This window comes from Salinisphaera sp. T31B1, assembly GCF_040361275.1.
GTDB lineage: Bacteria > Pseudomonadota > Gammaproteobacteria > Nevskiales > Salinisphaeraceae > Salinisphaera.
This window is the reverse complement of record NZ_APNH01000003.1, coordinates 493,439-509,230: the sequence shown is the minus strand read 5'-3', so window position 1 is coordinate 509,230 and position 15,792 is coordinate 493,439. Positions and strand designations below refer to the sequence as shown.

14 protein-coding genes are annotated in these 15,792 nt (G+C 64.1%); 9 read left to right on the top strand and 5 right to left on the bottom strand.

Features of this window, described 5'->3' with window-relative positions:
* Nucleotides 1–469: 469 nt before the first annotated feature.
* The 4 genes from T31B1_RS13830 to T31B1_RS13815 all read right to left on the bottom strand — a co-directional run bounded on the left by T31B1_RS13830 (nt 470) and on the right by T31B1_RS13815 (nt 4,807).
* Nucleotides 470–2,632 carry a RelA/SpoT family protein gene (locus T31B1_RS13830; RefSeq protein ID WP_502950981.1) on the bottom strand — a complete coding sequence of 721 codons (2,163 nt, stop codon included), beginning with the start codon at nt 2,630–2,632 and terminating at the stop codon, nt 470–472.
* Between the two features lie 142 nt (nt 2,633–2,774).
* Nucleotides 2,775–3,089, bottom strand: coding sequence for a DNA-directed RNA polymerase subunit omega (rpoZ, locus tag T31B1_RS13825; protein ID WP_353250096.1), 315 nt, complete (start codon nt 3,087–3,089; stop codon nt 2,775–2,777).
* A gap of 255 nt (nt 3,090–3,344) precedes the next feature.
* A complete protein-coding gene (gene gmk / locus T31B1_RS13820) occupies nt 3,345–3,944 on the bottom strand; it encodes a guanylate kinase (RefSeq protein WP_353250095.1) in 600 nt (199 codons plus the stop codon).
* Nucleotides 3,944–4,807 carry a YicC/YloC family endoribonuclease gene (locus tag T31B1_RS13815; protein ID WP_353250094.1) on the bottom strand — a complete coding sequence of 288 codons (864 nt, stop codon included), beginning with the start codon at nt 4,805–4,807 and terminating at the stop codon, nt 3,944–3,946. Before T31B1_RS13815 ends, gmk begins: the two co-directional genes overlap by 1 nt.
* 148 nt (nt 4,808–4,955) lie before the next feature.
* On the opposite strand from T31B1_RS13815, the gene rph reads away from it, so the two are divergent.
* The 9 genes from rph to T31B1_RS13770 all read left to right on the top strand — a co-directional run bounded on the left by rph (nt 4,956) and on the right by T31B1_RS13770 (nt 14,044).
* The gene (gene rph / locus T31B1_RS13810; protein ID WP_353250286.1) at nt 4,956–5,678 is read left to right on the top strand and encodes a ribonuclease PH; all 723 of its coding nucleotides are present in this window, start codon (nt 4,956–4,958) and stop codon (nt 5,676–5,678) included.
* Nucleotides 5,679–5,681: 3 nt separating this feature from the next.
* Nucleotides 5,682–6,299 carry an RdgB/HAM1 family non-canonical purine NTP pyrophosphatase gene (gene rdgB, locus T31B1_RS13805; protein ID WP_353250093.1) on the top strand — a complete coding sequence of 206 codons (618 nt, stop codon included), beginning with the start codon at nt 5,682–5,684 and terminating at the stop codon, nt 6,297–6,299.
* Nucleotides 6,292–7,494: a radical SAM family heme chaperone HemW gene (hemW, locus tag T31B1_RS13800; protein WP_353250092.1), complete on the top strand. Its 1,203-nt coding sequence runs from the start codon at nt 6,292–6,294 to the stop codon at nt 7,492–7,494. Before rdgB ends, hemW begins: the two co-directional genes overlap by 8 nt.
* A 10-nt stretch (nt 7,495–7,504) precedes the next feature.
* On the top strand, nt 7,505–7,693 hold the full coding sequence (locus T31B1_RS13795; RefSeq protein ID WP_353250091.1) for a CPXCG motif-containing cysteine-rich protein: 189 nt from the start codon (nt 7,505–7,507) through the stop codon (nt 7,691–7,693).
* Between the two features lie 122 nt (nt 7,694–7,815).
* Complete coding sequence (locus T31B1_RS13790; protein ID WP_353250090.1) at nt 7,816–9,087, top strand: malic enzyme-like NAD(P)-binding protein; 1,272 nt, start codon at nt 7,816–7,818, stop codon at nt 9,085–9,087.
* Between the two features lie 39 nt (nt 9,088–9,126).
* Complete coding sequence (locus T31B1_RS13785; RefSeq protein ID WP_353250089.1) at nt 9,127–10,422, top strand: citrate synthase; 1,296 nt, start codon at nt 9,127–9,129, stop codon at nt 10,420–10,422.
* A 66-nt stretch (nt 10,423–10,488) separates the two neighbouring features.
* Nucleotides 10,489–11,775, top strand: coding sequence for a PqiA/YebS family transporter subunit (locus tag T31B1_RS13780; protein WP_353250088.1), 1,287 nt, complete (start codon nt 10,489–10,491; stop codon nt 11,773–11,775).
* Nucleotides 11,772–13,451 (top strand): intermembrane transport protein PqiB, encoded by a 1,680-nt coding sequence (gene pqiB / locus T31B1_RS13775; protein ID WP_353250087.1) that lies wholly within the window; start codon nt 11,772–11,774, stop codon nt 13,449–13,451. The genes T31B1_RS13780 and pqiB overlap by 4 nt, the downstream gene beginning before the upstream one ends.
* The gene (locus T31B1_RS13770) at nt 13,448–14,044 is read left to right on the top strand and encodes a PqiC family protein (protein WP_353250086.1); all 597 of its coding nucleotides are present in this window, start codon (nt 13,448–13,450) and stop codon (nt 14,042–14,044) included. The genes pqiB and T31B1_RS13770 overlap by 4 nt, the downstream gene beginning before the upstream one ends.
* A 164-nt stretch (nt 14,045–14,208) precedes the next feature.
* Here the strand turns inward: T31B1_RS13770 and rho are convergent, their stop codons facing one another.
* Entirely contained in the window at nt 14,209–15,468 is a 1,260-nt protein-coding gene (gene rho / locus T31B1_RS13765; protein ID WP_502950996.1) for a transcription termination factor Rho, read from the bottom strand.
* Between the last annotated feature and the right edge of the window lie 324 nt (nt 15,469–15,792).

The window sequence follows — 15,792 nt, the reverse complement described above, 5'->3', positions numbered from 1 at the left end:
TGGGCCCCGCCACGGAAATCCGCCGACGCCCGATCGGCTGCGCGGCGTACTGCGGTCGAGGCAGCCGGCCGGCCGCCAGCTCCATTCGTAGCTCAAACACGTCCGCTCGTCCACGCGGTCGAGCTGATCCGACGCACAGCTGCCCCGAGGCGGCACCGCCACCGCGGCCACAGCATGGAACGGCGCCTGCTGCGCATGTCAATCGACGACCGGGGCCTAGAACGGTCACGCGGCCGGATCGCTACCCGCGCGCACGCAGCCGAACCTCTGCGCGTTGATGGCGCGCACTGGCTTGCGGATCGCACCGTCGTCAGCATCGATATCGATTTCGCGGCCGACCCGGGCTTTACGGACTGTGCAGATCGGACGCCGCCCGTACTGGGTGAGGACATTGCAGCGACCAGGCGCGGTCGCGTTGCCGTTGGAATCGGCGAGGGCGTGTCGCAGGCGGCGCCTCGCTCGGGGCCGCTCAGCTGCGCTCGACGCGTTCGACTGCGGCGACCCGGCGCAGCCGCCGGATGATACTGGCCAGATGATGGCGGTCGCGTACGCCGATGAGAAACCGGATCGTGATCAACGCCCCGCCGCGCTCGGGGAAGGTGATGTTCTCGATATTGCAGTCCGAGTCGGCGAACTTGGCGGTCAGCGTGGCCAACAGCCCGCGCTTGTTGGACGCGGTCACCCGCAGCTCGACATCGTACTCGCCGGTGACATTGTCCGCCCAGGTCAGCTCCACCCGATCCGCAGATGCCCCCTTGCGCTTGGAGTAGTCACAGCCGAAACGGTGAACGACCAGCCCGCGCCCCACACTCGCCTGGCCATGAATAGCGTCGCCCGGCACCGGGTGACAACACTTGGCGAATTCCACGACCAGACCTTCGGTGCCTTCGACCGCCAGCGGCTTGGCCCGGCGGCCCTTGGCCACCGGCGTATCGGCCGCCAGGAAATGGCGTGCCACCAGCGGCGCCAACCGGCGTCCGAGCCCGATCGCGGCATAGAGCGCCGGCAGGCTCGGTTCGTCCATCTCGGCCAGCCCCCGGTCGATATCGGTACGCGAAAGCCGTCGCAACGACAGCCCGAGATCGCCCAGCGCCTTGTCCAGCAAGCGCTGGCCCAGGCGCTCCGCCTTGTCTGCACGCTGATTCTTGAGAAAGTTGCGTACCCCGTTGCGGGCCTTGGCGGTCTTGAGGAAATGCAGCCATGCCGCGTTGGGCCGCGCATGCTTGGCGGTGATGATCTCGACCGTCTGGCCCGATTCGAGCTGACTGTTCAATGGCGCCAGATGGCCATCGACGCGGGCAGCCACGCAGCGATCGCCCAGTTCGGTATGTACGGCATAGGCGAAATCCACGCAGGTCGCCCCGCGCGCCAGGCGCATGATCTTGCCCTTGGGCGTGAACACGTAGACCTCGTCGGGGAACAGGTCCATGCGCAGGTCGTCGACAAAGGTCAGCGAGTCGGTCTCGCCGGCGTTCATCTCGCTCAGATGGCTCAGCCACTCTTCGGCGTCGAGATTGCCCAGCTTGCCGACCCGCTCGCCGAGCTTGTACTGCCAGTGCGCGGCTATGCCGGATTCGGCGATCTGATCCATCTCGCGGGTCCGGATCTGAACCTCGAACTTGATCCCGCCACGCGCCATGACCGTGGTGTGGAGCGATTGATAACCGTTGAGCTTGGGATTGGCGATGAAATCGTTGAACTGCTCGGTGATCGGCCGATACTGATGATGCACGATACCCAGCGCGCGGTAGCACTCGTCGACCGCGTCGACGATCACCCGGACGCCATACAGATCGAACACGTCGAGGAAGCGACGGTGTTTTTCGCGCATCTTGCGGTAGATGCTGTAGAGGTTCTTTCTACGGCCCTTGACGTTGGCTCCGATACCTTCGGCGGCCAGCCCGCGTGACAACGTCTCTTCTATCTCGCGCAACAGACTACGCCGATCGCCGGTCACCGACCGGCTGGCCCGCTGGAGCACTTCATAGCGCTTGGGATAGAGATTGGCGAAACCCAGCTCCTCGAGCTCGACACGCATGCTGTTGATACCCAGACGGCGGGCGATCGGCGCGTAGATATCCAATGTCTCGCGCGCGATCTGGGCACGCTTGCGCACGGTCATGCCTTCAAGCGTGCGCATGTTGTGCAGCCGATCGGCCAGCTTGACCAGAATCACGCGCAGATCGTGCGTCATCGCCAGCATGAGCTTGCGGAAACTCTCGGCAGTGGCCTGCTCGCGGCTGTGGAACTGAGCCTTGTCGAGTTTGGAGACGCCGTCCACGAGATGCGCGACTTCCTTGCCGAACCGTTCGGCGACCTCGTCGCGCGCGGCGTCGGTGTCCTCGATGACGTCATGGAGGATCGCCGCGATCAGAGTGGTCGCATCCAGCCGCATGTCGGCCAGAATGCGTGCCACGGCGAGCGGGTGATAGATATAGGGTTCGCCGGTCTTGCGAAATTGGCCCCGGTGCTGGCGCTCGCCGAACTCGTAGGCTGCACGCACGCGCGCGATCACCGGCTCCGGCAGATAACTCTCCAGGTGCTCGGCCAGGGTGTCGATACCGTACTCTCGTGACATGCGCGATGTGCGCAGTCGACTCTGTATACGGGTAAGGCCGCCGGTCAGTTCCATCCCATCAGATTACGGGGAAAACGCGCGCTTGACGACTATGCGTGCCCAGGATGTGCACAGCGACCATTGCTGCAACGAAAAAGGCCGCTGCGGACAGCGGCCTTCATGCGATCAGCAGTTACGGGCCGACCCGGGAACCAGGCTAGTCGTCGGCGTCTTCGGCGGGCTTTTCCTTCTTGAGAGTATCGCCCTCACTTTCTTCCTCGGCGGCCTCGGCCGGCCGCGGCGTATCCATGCCGGTGGTCAGCGGCGGCAGATCCGGCTCGTCGAGAATGGCTACGGTCACATAGCCTTCCGCGATTTCACGCAGCGCCATCACCGTGGGCTTGTCGTCCTCCCAGGGCAGATGGGCATTGGCGCCGCGGGCCAGCTGGCGAGCGCGCTTGGCCGCGATCGTGGCCAGCTCGAACTTGTTGTTCACATGTTCAAGACAATCTTCGACGGTGACTCGTGCCATGCTCAGCCTTCGCTCGGGACGTGGTAAACCGCGTATTGTAACGACACCGATCGCTCACCGCCAGCCCCGACGCTCGAGGCCACAGCAACAGGCACGGTGACGGCTACGAACTCATACCGGCCGGTCTTGCCGCCGCCGGCCACCGGGCGGAATGAACGGGTGACCCGACAGTCCCTGAATCCGTCTGGCCGCCGATCGACTCGGCGAACTCAGGCCCCGCGCATCGCCAAGCCGGACCGAACGTGACCAGCCCGATTACGAAGTCGAGCGCGCGCGTTCGACGAACAGCCGTTCCAGCTGCGCAAGCGCATCCTCGAAATGATCGTTGACAATCTGGTGATCGTATTCGTCGGCGCGGGCCATTTCGTCGTCGGCCTCGGCCAGGCGCCGGGCGATGGCGGCGTCGTCGTCGGAGGCCCGGTCGCGCAGACGACGCTCCAGCTCGACGCGAGACGGCGGCCGAATGAAGATACTGACCGTTTCGGGTGCGCGTTCGCGTACCTGCCGGGCGCCCTGCCAGTCGATATCCAGCACCACATCCTGGCCGTGCGCCAGCCAGCGCTCGGTCTCTGCCGCGGAGGTGCCGTAATAGCGGTCGAAGACCTGGGCATATTCCAGGAACGCCCCAGCGGCGATCATCGCCTGGAAATCCGCGGTGGACACGAAGTGATAGTCCACGCCATCAACTTCGCCCGGGCGTGCATCGCGAGTGGTATAGGACACCGAAAACCGGGCGATCCGGCCACGGGCGGCCAGGCGTTCGATCAATGCATGGGTCAGGCTCGTCTTGCCGGCACCCGAGGGCGCCGAGATCACATAAAGCTGGCCGCGGGGTTGCAACGTCTGCTCCACCATCACTCGATGTTCTGTACTTGTTCGCGCATCTGCTCGATGAGCACCTTCATCTCGACCGCATGAGCGGTCAGTTCGGCGTCCTGCGACTTCGAGCCGAGCGTGTTCGCCTCGCGGTTGAACTCCTGCATGAGAAAGTCCAGCCGGCGGCCAACGGGCTCGCTCTTGGCCAACGCATTCTCCAGCGCGGTGACGTGGCTGTGCAGACGATCGAGTTCTTCGGCCACGTCCATCTTCTGGGCGACGAGAATCAGTTCCTGCTCGAGCCGGGCAGGATCGGTCTCGGTGTCGAGTTCGTCCAGACGCGCACGAAGCTTGTCGTACCAGGCCTGGCGAACCCGGGGCAGACGTTCGGCGGCCGCCGTCGCCCGTTCGGCGATCGCCGCGGCGCGCTCCCGCAGAAGCCCGGCCAGACGCTCGCCCTCCTCGGACCGCATGCGCTGCAGCTGGCCGAGTGCGTCCTCGAGGCCGCGCAACGCGTCGCGCTCGAGAGCCTGGGTATCGGGCTCGGGCTCGCGCTGCACGCCGGGATAACCGAGCATGCGCAGGGCGTCTGGCGCCTGGCAGTCCACCACTCGCGCGCGCACTTCGTCCAGCGCGCGGGCCAAGGCGTCGAGCCGGTCGTGATCGAGCTCGATCGCCTGGGCGGTATCGGCGCCGGCCAGCTTCGCGCCGATATCGATCTTGCCACGCGACAGATGACGGCCGACCGCATCGCGGATCGCCGGTTCCAGCGAACGCAACGCCTCGGGCAGTCGCAGATGAATATCCAGATAACGGTGATTGACGCTACGCACTTCCCAAACCAGTTCTCCCCAGGCGCCCTGGGTCTGGCTGCGTGCGAATCCGGTCATGCTGCGGGTCATGGGCCTGCCTTGATCGATTGGGCGGTCGGGCTGGCGGCGCAGTATCGCACAGCCTGCGCATACACCCCACGGGCGGTTTCGCTCGCCGCGGGCCGACCGGCGGCGCTGTTACAATCGGTGCCGAGCCACACCCACGATTCTAGGACTTATCTTGACCCAGCGACCCAGCGGCCGAGCCGCCGACGAACTGCGCGACATCCGTATCGAGCGCCATTTCACCAAACATGCGGCCGGTTCTGTACTGGTGAGCTTCGGCGATACCCGGGTGATCTGCACGGCCAGCGTCGAAGAGCGCGTGCCGCCGTGGCTACGCGGCCAGAATACCGGTTGGCTGACCGCCGAATACGGCATGCTGCCCGGCGCGACCGGCAGTCGCAACGGCCGTGAGGCCGCACGCGGCAAACAAGGCGGCCGTACCGTGGAGATCCAGCGACTGATCGGCCGGAGCCTGCGGGCGGTCGTGGACATGAACGCACTGGGCGCACGCACGGTCACCGTGGATTGCGATGTCATTCAGGCCGACGGCGGCACCCGGACCGCATCGATCACCGGCGGCTATGTTGCCCTGCTCGATGCCATGGAATCGCTCACGGCGGCCGGCAAACTCAAGACCAACCCCATTCACGGCCAGATCGCCGCGGTGTCGGTCGGCATCTTCGACGGGGCTGCGGTGCTGGATCTGGATTATGCCGAGGATTCCCAGGCCGAAACCGACATGAACGTGGTCATGAACGAAGCCGGCGCGTTCATCGAGATTCAGGGCACCGCCGAAGGCCATGCCTTCCAGCGCAGCGAGCTCGACGCCCTGCTCGGCCATGCCGAAAAAGGCGTGAATGAACTGCTAGCTATTCAGCGCGCCGCACGGGGCTGAATCATGGCTGCATCGACCACACGCCCACCCCGGTGGGTCCTGGCCTCGGGCAATGCCGGCAAGCTGGCCGAGATGCGCGCGCTGCTCGCCCCGCTGTCGATGGAGCTGGTCTCTCAGCGCGAGTTCGATGTGACGGACGCAGAAGAAACCGGTATCGGCTTCGTCGACAATGCGCTCATCAAGGCCCGGCATGCCGCGGCCCATACCGGCCTGCCGGCGATCGCCGACGACTCGGGGCTGGCGGTGGATGCGCTCGACGGGGCGCCGGGGGTCTATTCTGCCCGTTATGCCGGCACGCACGGCGACGATACAGCCAATAACCGGCTGCTGGTCGCCAATCTGGCCGGCGTAGCGCGCCACGACCGCGGTGCGGCCTTCCACTGCTGTCTGGTAGCCACCCGGAGCGCCGAAGACCCCGCACCGATCATCGCCCATGGCGTCTGGCACGGCCTGATACTGGAGCGGCCGGCCGGCACCGGCGGATTCGGCTACGACCCGTTGTTCTGGGTCGAAGACGAGCAGGCCAGCGCCGGTCAAATGAGCGCCGAGCGCAAGAATCAGATCAGTCATCGGGCGCGGGCCATGCACCGGCTGATCGAACAGCTGTCGGATCGTGGCTGAAACGCCGACCCGGCCCGCCGCCGAGAGTCACGCGCTCGCCCAGCGTCGGCACATCCCGTTATCGGTGTATGTGCACCTGCCCTGGTGTGTACGCAAGTGTCCCTATTGCGACTTCAATTCGCATCGTCTGCCGGATACGCTTCCCGAGCAGGCATATGTGGATGCATTACTGGCGGACTGGCAGCTGGCGCGACAGGATGATCCGCGTCCGATCGATACCGTGTTCTTCGGTGGCGGCACGCCCAGCCTGTTCACCGCGGAGTCCATCGAGCGCATCCTCGCCGCGCTGGACCGCGGACCCGGCCTGGCCGATGCCTGCGAGATCACCCTGGAAGCCAATCCCGGGGCCACCGAGCATTCGCGCTTCGCCGATCTTCGCGCCGCCGGCGTCAACCGATTGTCATTGGGCATTCAGAGCCTGGACAACGCATGCCTGGCCGCACTCGGGCGGATCCACGACGCCGACGAAGCATTGGCCGCGATCGACAGTGCCGGCGCCGCGGGCTTCGAGCGCCTCAACTGCGATCTGATGTTCGGCCTGCCCGGACAGACGCTGGCGCGCGCCATGCACGATCTCGAGACCGTGCTGGCCTGCGATCCGGGCCATCTGTCCTACTACCAGTTGACGCTCGAACCGAACACCCCGTTCTACAAACGGCCGCCGCCGCTGCCGGGCGACGATGTCGTGGCCGACATATTCGACGCCGCGACCGAACGCCTCGCCGCCGCGGGCTACGATCAATACGAGGTTTCGGCGTGGACACGACCCGGTCATGGCTGTCGACACAACGACAACTACTGGCGATTCGGCGATTATCTGGGCATTGGCGCCGGCGCCCACGGCAAATGCACGGCCGAGGACGGCCGGATCGTGCGCACCGCGCGCCAGCGCTGGCCAACCGGCTACATGCAGGCCGCCGGCCGACCGGTTTCGATTACCGAAACCCGGGTCCTGACTGAGGCCGATGCACGCTTCGAGTGTCTTCTGGGCGCGCTGCGTCGACGCCAGGGCCTGAGCCGTGACGACTACGAATACCGGACCGGGCTTTCCTGGGCAGAGCTGCTGGATAATCTCGGCGGCGCACGCTCCAACGGGTTGATCGACGCCGATGACGCCCGGCTGGCCGCCTCCGACCGCGGCTGGTATTACCTGGACAGCATTCTGGCCGAACTCGTCCCCGATTCTGCCGACTGAGAGGCTCGACGTGCTCGAAGAACCCGAAATCGCCTGTCCCTACTGCGGCGAAACAATCACCGTCGTGGTCGATTGTTCGGCCGGCTCGCAGCGTTATATCGAGGATTGCTTCGTCTGTTGCCAGCCGATCGAGCTGATCATCGAAGTCGCCGCCGACGGTCGTCTGGCCGAAATCCGGGCTCAGGCGGAAAACGGCTGAGCGGCCGTGGCTTCGCTAGTCGCGAGGCCACCGCGTCGGTATACTCGCTGATTCGTTCAATACGGCTTGGGGCGCACGTTGTTGCACCGCAGCGCCGACCCGCAGGACACGACAGACGCCGCATGGCCGAATACTCGCGCAAACAGGAAGCCTTGGACTACCACGCCAAGCCCAAGCCCGGGAAGCTGGCGATTTCGGTCACCAAGCCCTTCACGACCTATGGCGAGTTGTCCCTGGCCTATACGCCGGGTGTGGCCGAACCCGTCAAGGCGATCCGCGATAATCCAGAGGATGCGTTCCTCTATACGTCCAAGGGCAATCTGGTCGCGGTGATCTCCAACGGCACCGCGACGCTGGGCCTGGGCAACACCGGCGCGCTGGCCAGCAAACCGGTCATGGAAGGCAAGGCCGTTCTGTTCAAGAAATTCGCCGACGTCAACGTTTTCGATATCGAACTCGATGCCGAGGATCCGAAGGACTTCATCGACACGGTCGTGCGTATCGCGCCGACCTTCGGCGGCATCAATCTCGAGGACATCGCCGCGCCGCACTGTTTCGAGATCGAGGCGGCCCTGATCGAACGCCTGGATATTCCGGTCTTCCATGACGACCAGCACGGCACCGCGATTATCGTGGCCGCCGGACTGATCAACGCGCTCGAGCTGCAGGACAAGACGCTCGCGGATGCGAAGATCGTGTGCATGGGCGCAGGCGCGGCCGGCGTGGCTTCGATGAACCTGCTGCTGGAGATGGGCGCGACGCTGGACAACGTCTACATGTGCGACAGCAAGGGCGTGATTCACAGCGATCGCGACGACCTGTCCGAACAGAAAGCACGGTTTGCCAGCAAGACCGATCTACGCACGGTCGACGATGTGATGAAGATCGCCGATGTGTTCATCGGTCTGTCGGGCCCGGATACGGTCTCCAAGGAGCAGATCGGCTCCATGCCCGCCCGGCCGGTGATCTTCGCGCTGTCGAACCCGAACCCCGAGATCAGCCCCGAGGACGCCAAGAGCGTGCGCGACGACCTGATCATGGCAACCGGCCGCAGCGATTACCCGAACCAGGTCAATAATGTCCTTGGCTTCCCCTACATCTTTCGCGGCGCGCTCGACGTGCGCGCGCGACGCATCAACATGCAGATGTGCGTGGCTGCTGCCAAGGCCATGGGCGAACTCGCCCGCCAACCGGTGCCCAACAGCGTGCTGGAAGCCCACGACCAGGAGCAGATGTCGTTCGGCGCGGATTACATCATTCCGAGCCCGTTCGATCCGCGCCTGATCGACTTCATACCGTCCGCCGTCGCGCAGGCCGCGATCGATACCGGCGTGGCGCGTACCGAATACCCTTCGCATTATCCGCAGCCGGTGGTCGACACCCAAACGGACTGAAGACCAGTCCACTGCGGGAAAATAACCGGGAGATCGTAGATGACCGAAAAAGCCTTTACGCTGAGTAATCCGAGCAACGACCAGAGCACCGAACTACCGGTGATCGAGGGCAGTCTCGGCACGCCGGGCGTGGATGTGCGCGGACTCAACACCAAGCAGGGCGTGTTCACCTACGATCCGGCGTTCACGGCCACCTGCAGCTGCAAGTCCGACATCACGTTCATCGACGGCGAGAACGGCATCCTGATGTATCGCGGCTACCCGGTCGATCAGCTGGCCGAGAAGTCGAGCTTCCTGGAAGTCTGCTACCTGCTGCTCAACGGCGAACTGCCGACCGCACCGGAGATGGACGAGTTCCGGCATGCGATCACGCATCACACGATGCTCAACGAATCGCTGGTCAAGTTCTTCGACGGCTTCCACTACGACGCCCATCCGATGGCCATGCTCACCGGCATCGTCGGTTCGTTGTCGGCGTTCTATCACGACACCACCGACATCCGGAATCCGGAGCATCGCGAAATCTTCGCCCGGCGCATGATCGCCAAGATGCCCACGATCGCGGCGGCCGCCTACAAGCATTCGATCGGCCAGCCCAAGATCGGGCCGAAGAACCATCTCGACTACGCCTCGAACTTCCTGCGCATGTGCTTCGCCGTGCCGGCCGAGGAGTACGAAGTCGACCCGGTCGCCGCCAAGGCGCTGGACGTGCTGTTCATCCTGCACGCCGACCACGAGCAGAATGCTTCGACGTCGACGGTGCGCATGGCTGGATCGACCGGTGCCAATCCGTACGCGGCCATCTCCACGGGCATTGCGGCTCTGTGGGGGCCGGCACACGGTGGTGCCAACGAGGCCGTGCTGAACATGCTCAACGAGGTGGGCGACATCTCGCAGGTCGGCAAGTATGTCGAGAAGGCCAAGGACAAGGACGATCCGTTCCGCCTGATGGGCTTCGGCCACCGCGTCTACAAGAACTTCGATCCGCGTGCGACGATCATTCGTGGCTACTGCCATGAAATCCTCGAGCACTTCGGCATGCAGAACAACCAGCTGTTCGAAATGGCCCTGGAGCTCGAGCGTATCGCCCTGGAAGACGACTATTTCGTCGAGCGCAAGCTCTACCCGAACGTGGATTTCTACTCGGGCATCATCTACCAGGCGCTGGGCATACCGATCAACATGTTCACGCCGATGTTCGCCATCGCGCGTACCGTCGGCTGGGCCGCCCACTGGTCCGAGATGATGGCCGATCCCGGCATGCGTATCGCGCGTCCGCGTCAGGTCTATACGGGCTACGAACTGCGCGATTACGTCAATATCGACAAGCGCTAGCCGACGCCGCGCCGGGCCGGAAGCTACCGGCCCGGCCTATCGCCGCGTTTCGGAGGGACCTCGACCATGAGCATAGCCAATGCCAGCGGTAGGGGTCGCGTGGTGCTGTGTCGACAATGCGACCAGCTGATGATTCTCCCGGCGCGTGCCCCCGGTGAGTCGGCGCACTGCCATCGCTGCCATCATCATGTCGCGGCCGCGGCACAACGCGATGTGCAGATCACGCTTTCATGGGCAATCGCAGCCGCGCTCATGCTCGGTCTGGTCTTCTGTTTCGATTTCCTCAGTTTCTCGACGCGCGGCATCGGTCATACGATGTCGTTCATCGATGCGGCGCGATCGCTGCTGGGGTATGACTACCCGTCCCTGGCCGCGCTGCTGCTGGCAACGACGGTCGGGCTGCCCGGACTGTACCTGGCGGCCCTGATCTATCTATGTGCCGGCGCGCGCCCGGACCGACGATTGCCGGGGGCGATCGCGCTCGCCCGCCTGCTGCGGCCGCTCGAGCCCTGGCTGATGTCGGACGTGTTCATCGTGGGCGTGCTCGTGGCCCTGATCAAGATCGTGTCACTGGCCGATATCCAGATCGGGCCGTCCTTCGTGGCTTTCTGTATCTATTCGTTACTGCTCATCCGCACATTCAGCCTCGTCGACTGGGTCACCCTGTGGGATGCCATCGCCCCGCATCCGGTGCTGGCGAGCGATTTCGGCCGTGCGCTGGATTTTCATCGCAGCGGGCGCAGCCAGCAGTTGATGGTCTGTCATGCCTGCGACACGCCGTTTGCCATCAATCCGGCCCATCGCTGCCCGCGCTGCGGCAAACGTCACCTGGCACACGGCGTCGATCGCACGCAATTGACTTGGGCGCTATTAGCCACGGCGGTGATCCTGTACATTCCGGCCAATGTCTATCCGATTCTATCGACCGTGACTTTGGGCGAAAGTGAGCCGCAGACGATCATCGGCGGCGTGGTACATCTGGCCGCAGCCGGATCATGGCCCATCGCTCTGGTCATCTTTGTCGCCAGCGTCGTGGTTCCTATCAGCAAGATCATTGCCCTGGCCTGGCTGTGCGTGGCCGCGCGGCGCGGACGTCAACGCAACGCGCTCGAGCGTACGCGGCTCTATCGGGTTACCGAGAAGATCGGACGCTGGTCGATGATCGATGTGTTCGTGGTCGCGATCCTCGGCTCACTGGTTCAGGCTGGCGCGTTGATGGCCATCCACCCCGGCCCCGCCGCATTGTCGTTCGCCGCGGTCGTGGTCATCACCATGATTGCGGCGCTGACCTTCGACACGCGATTGCTCTGGCAGAACGCGGATGAGCCACGAAAAGCCCTGGACCACGCATGACCGACGATGCCGACAACCAGCCCACGCGAGAGGGCACCGATACGGCCCACCAGGCGGTCATCAGTCGCCCGCGGCGCTGGCGCATTTCCCCGGTCTGGCTGATCCCGCTCGGTGCGGCGCTGATCGGCGCCTGGCTGATATATCAGAACGTGATTTCCAAGGGCCCGCAAATCACGCTGTCGGTCGATACCGCCGAAGGCATGGAAGCCGGCAGCACGCTGGTCAAGGTTCGCAGCGTCGAGGTTGGCCACGTCACCGATGTGCATCTGGCCGACGACTACCAGGGCGCCGTGGTGACCGTGCAGATGGATCCAGACACCGGCCCGCTGCTGGTCGACGACAGCCGCTTCTGGATCGTGAAACCGCGGGTTGGTCGCCAGGGCATCAGCGGGCTAGGCACCATTCTGTCCGGCGCCTATATCCAGCTCCAGCCGGGCAGCAGCGATACCGAGAAGCGCCGCTTTACGGTACGCGACAGTGCACCGGCGATATCCACGGACGAACCCGGGCTGTCGCTGCAGCTGACCAGCAATAACGACAACTCGCTGGCCGTGGGCGACCCGATCATCTACCAGGGCCAGACCGTCGGCCAGATCGAGTCCGCCGACTTCAATGTCGATGCCAAGCGCATGGACTACCATATCTTCATCCGCGAGCCGTTCTCCACGCTCGTCACCCATACCACCCAGTTCTGGCTGCGCTCGGGCGTCGACTTTCATCTCGGCTCGGACGGCGTCGATGTCCAGCTCGGCTCGATCCAGAGCGTGCTCGCCGGCGGCGTGACCTTCGGCACACCCGACGACGTCACGCCTGGCAGTCAGGCCAGCAACGGCGACCGCTACGAACTCTATGCTACCCGCAATGCCGCGACGCAGGATCGCTACGATCACAAGATCGAATACGTGATCCTGCTGGACGACTCGGTCCGTGGCCTGTCGGCAGGCGCCCCGGTTGAATATCGCGGCCTGCGCATCGGTACGGTCGAGGAAGTCCCGTATTTTCGTGAAGACTTCGATTTCAAGCGCTTTTCGAACTTCAAGATACCGGTACTCGTCGCGATCGAGCCCCAGCGCCCGGCCAATGCCTGGGCCGACTGGACCGACCGACAGTGGCGCGACAACCTGCAGAAATTCTTCAACAACGGCCTGCGCGCGACGATCAAGTCCGGCAACCTACTCACTGGATCGACGTTCATCGACACCCAGTTCGAAAAGAACGCCACCTACCAGGCCAGCACGATTGGCCAGTACCCGGTGTTCCCGAGCGTGCCCAGCAGCATCACCAGCATTCAGCAGCAGCTATCGAGCCTGATGGACCGCCTCAATGCCATCGATGTCCGCCCGATCGTGGATGATCTCAAACACACATTGGACACCACCAACGCCACGCTGGACGAAATGCATACCGCGACCCAGAGCATCAATCGCCTGCTCTCGGATTCCGACACGCGGGCACTGCCCGGCGAAGTCCGGCAATCGCTGGCCGAGATGCAGAACACGCTCCAGAGCTTCCAGCAGGGCGCGCCCGCCTATCGCGAATTCAACCGCACGATGGACCGGCTGAACCGCGTACTCGACGATGCCGCGCCGTTGACCCGGACACTGCGCAACGCCCCGAATGCGCTCATCTTCGGTCCGCCCGACGGCGACGACCCCATTCCAAAGGCCGCCCGATGACTTGTCTTCGATGGATTCTGCTTGCGGGGCTACTCGCGCTGACCGGCTGCGCCGGCAGCGCGAACACGCCGTCGATGTTCCTGCTCGACAGCGGCGATGCCGGCGCCGGCGCCCAGCGAATCGCCGCGCCCGTGTTGATCGTCGATCCGGTGACCGTCGCATCGTTCCTGGATGAAAACGGTATCGTCTACCAGACCGGGCCGCATCGTGTGGTCATGGCCAACAACAACCGCTGGGCCTCGCCGTTGGCCGGCCAGCTCACCGGCGGGCTATACAATGCGCTGGTCGCGCGGCTCGACGATGTATCGGTCCAGCGTGGCGGACATGCGAGTTCTGCGCAGGCATGGCACCTGACCACGCATGTCGACCAGTTCATGGGCCATTACGACGGCCAGGCGCATATCGGTGGACGTTGGGCACTCGTCGGCCCGGACGGTCAGACTGCCGCGGGCCGGCGCTTCGAACGCCGCATTCCATTATCCAGCGACGGTTACGATGCCTTGGTCGACAGCCTGTCACGCGGATGGCGCCAGACCGCCGACGACATGGCTGGCGTAGTGGAGCCGATCCTCGACGAGCCGGCCGCCCGCTGATCGGCGTTCGGCGCTCTAACCCGAGCACGTGCTCTACAACGATTTCGCCCGGCAGCCCACGACACGCCGAAGCGACATGGCGGCCGGAGCCTGCGCCGGCCGACGGGCGTGGTACGCACAAAAAAAGGCGGGCCGCAGCCCGCCTGTCGTTTCGCCGTGCGCCTTCAGCGCTTCATCGAGTCGAAGAATTCGGCGTTGGTCTTGGTCTGCTTCATGCGGTCGATGAGCAGCTCCATCGCCGCCAGGTCGTCCATGCTGTGAAGCAGCTTACGTAGCACCCACATGCGCGACAGTTCGTCCTGCGGGACCAGCTTCTCCTCGCGACGCGTGCCGGAGCGGTTGACGTGAATCGCCGGGTAGATGCGCTTCTCGGCAATACGGCGGTCCATGTGGACCTCCATGTTGCCGGTGCCCTTGAACTCCTCGTAGATGACCTCGTCCATCTTGGAGCCGGTTTCGATCAGCGCAGTCGCGATGATGGTCAGGCTGCCGCCCTCTTCGACATTACGCGCGGCGCCAAAGAAACGTTTGGGCCGCTGAAGCGCGTTGGCGTCCACGCCACCGGTGAGCACCTTGCCGGAGGACGGTGCAACCGTGTTGTAGGCACGTGCCAGACGCGTGAGCGAATCGAGCAGAATGACCACATCCTTCTTGTGCTCGACCAGCCGCTTGGCCTTCTCGATCACCATGTCGGCGACCTGGACATGGCGCGAGGCGGGTTCGTCGAACGTCGATGACACCACTTCACCGCGCACCGAACGCTCCATTTCGGTGACTTCTTCGGGCCGCTCATCGATCAGGAGCACGATGAGGTGGCAGTCCGGACTGTTCTGAGCGATCGACTGGGCGATGTTCTGCATCATCATCGTCTTGCCGGCCTTGGGCGGCGAGACGATCAGGCCGCGCTGGCCCTTGCCGAAGGGCGCGACCAGGTCGATCGTGCGCGCGGTGATGTCCTCGGTGGAACCGTTGCCCAGTTCCATGATCAGCCGTTCTGTCGGGAACAGCGGCGTGAGATTTTCGAACAGGACCTTGCCCTTGGATTTCTCGGGCGGGTCCTCGTTGATCTGGTCGACCTTGAGCAGCGCGAAGTAGCGCTCGGACTCCTTGGGCGGCCGAATACGGCCTTCGATACTGTCACCGGTACGCAACGAGAAACGTCTGATCTGGCTCGGCGAGACATAGATGTCATCGGGCCCGGCCATGTAAGACGATTCCGACGAGCGCAGAAAACCGAAGCCGTCGGACAGGATCTCGAGCACGCCGTCGCCGTAGATTCGCTCACCCGACTTCGCATGCGCTTTGAGCATGGCGAAGATCAGATCCTGTTTGCGCATCCGCGAAAGGTTCTCGACGTCCATCTCCTGAGCCATTTCCATGAGCTCGGCAGCGGTCTTGCGCTTGAGCTCGCTCAGGTTGAGGATCGGGCCGTCACCGGCCACACCGGCGTAGGCCTCGAATTCGGCCTCGTCGATATCCTCGTTGGGCGGGTTGTTGCCCCCCTTGTTGGGGCCACCGCGCCCGCGATTGCCATTATTGTTGCGGGGCTTGTTGTTGCCCCCGCCTCCGCCACCACCGCTATTGGGATTCTTACGGCGTCGGCCGCGGCGGTTGTTGCCGCCACCGTTTCCGCCATTGTTATTGGAATCCTTGGTCTGGCGTTCGTCGAGTGTTTCTTCGGACACGGCTATCTACGGGTTGCAGCGAAACATTGGGTGCTCCGCTTGGAAAAATGCAGGTCGCGGGAA

What these genes read in the sequence shown, in the direction of transcription:
- T31B1_RS13830 (WP_502950981.1), bottom strand. Translation starts at nt 2,632, where the DNA reads ATGGAACTGACCGGCGGCCTTACCCGTATACAGAGTCGACTGCGCACA.
- rpoZ (WP_353250096.1), bottom strand. Translation starts at nt 3,089, where the DNA reads ATGGCACGAGTCACCGTCGAAGATTGTCTTGAACATGTGAACAACAAG.
- gmk (WP_353250095.1), bottom strand. Translation starts at nt 3,944, where the DNA reads ATGGTGGAGCAGACGTTGCAACCCCGCGGCCAGCTTTATGTGATCTCG.
- T31B1_RS13815 (WP_353250094.1), bottom strand. Translation starts at nt 4,807, where the DNA reads ATGACCCGCAGCATGACCGGATTCGCACGCAGCCAGACCCAGGGCGCC.
- rdgB (WP_353250093.1), top strand. Translation starts at nt 5,682, where the DNA reads ATGGCTGCATCGACCACACGCCCACCCCGGTGGGTCCTGGCCTCGGGC.
- T31B1_RS13790 (WP_353250090.1), top strand. Translation starts at nt 7,816, where the DNA reads ATGGCCGAATACTCGCGCAAACAGGAAGCCTTGGACTACCACGCCAAG.
- T31B1_RS13785 (WP_353250089.1), top strand. Translation starts at nt 9,127, where the DNA reads ATGACCGAAAAAGCCTTTACGCTGAGTAATCCGAGCAACGACCAGAGC.
- T31B1_RS13780 (WP_353250088.1), top strand. Translation starts at nt 10,489, where the DNA reads ATGAGCATAGCCAATGCCAGCGGTAGGGGTCGCGTGGTGCTGTGTCGA.
- pqiB (WP_353250087.1), top strand. Translation starts at nt 11,772, where the DNA reads ATGACCGACGATGCCGACAACCAGCCCACGCGAGAGGGCACCGATACG.
- T31B1_RS13770 (WP_353250086.1), top strand. Translation starts at nt 13,448, where the DNA reads ATGACTTGTCTTCGATGGATTCTGCTTGCGGGGCTACTCGCGCTGACC.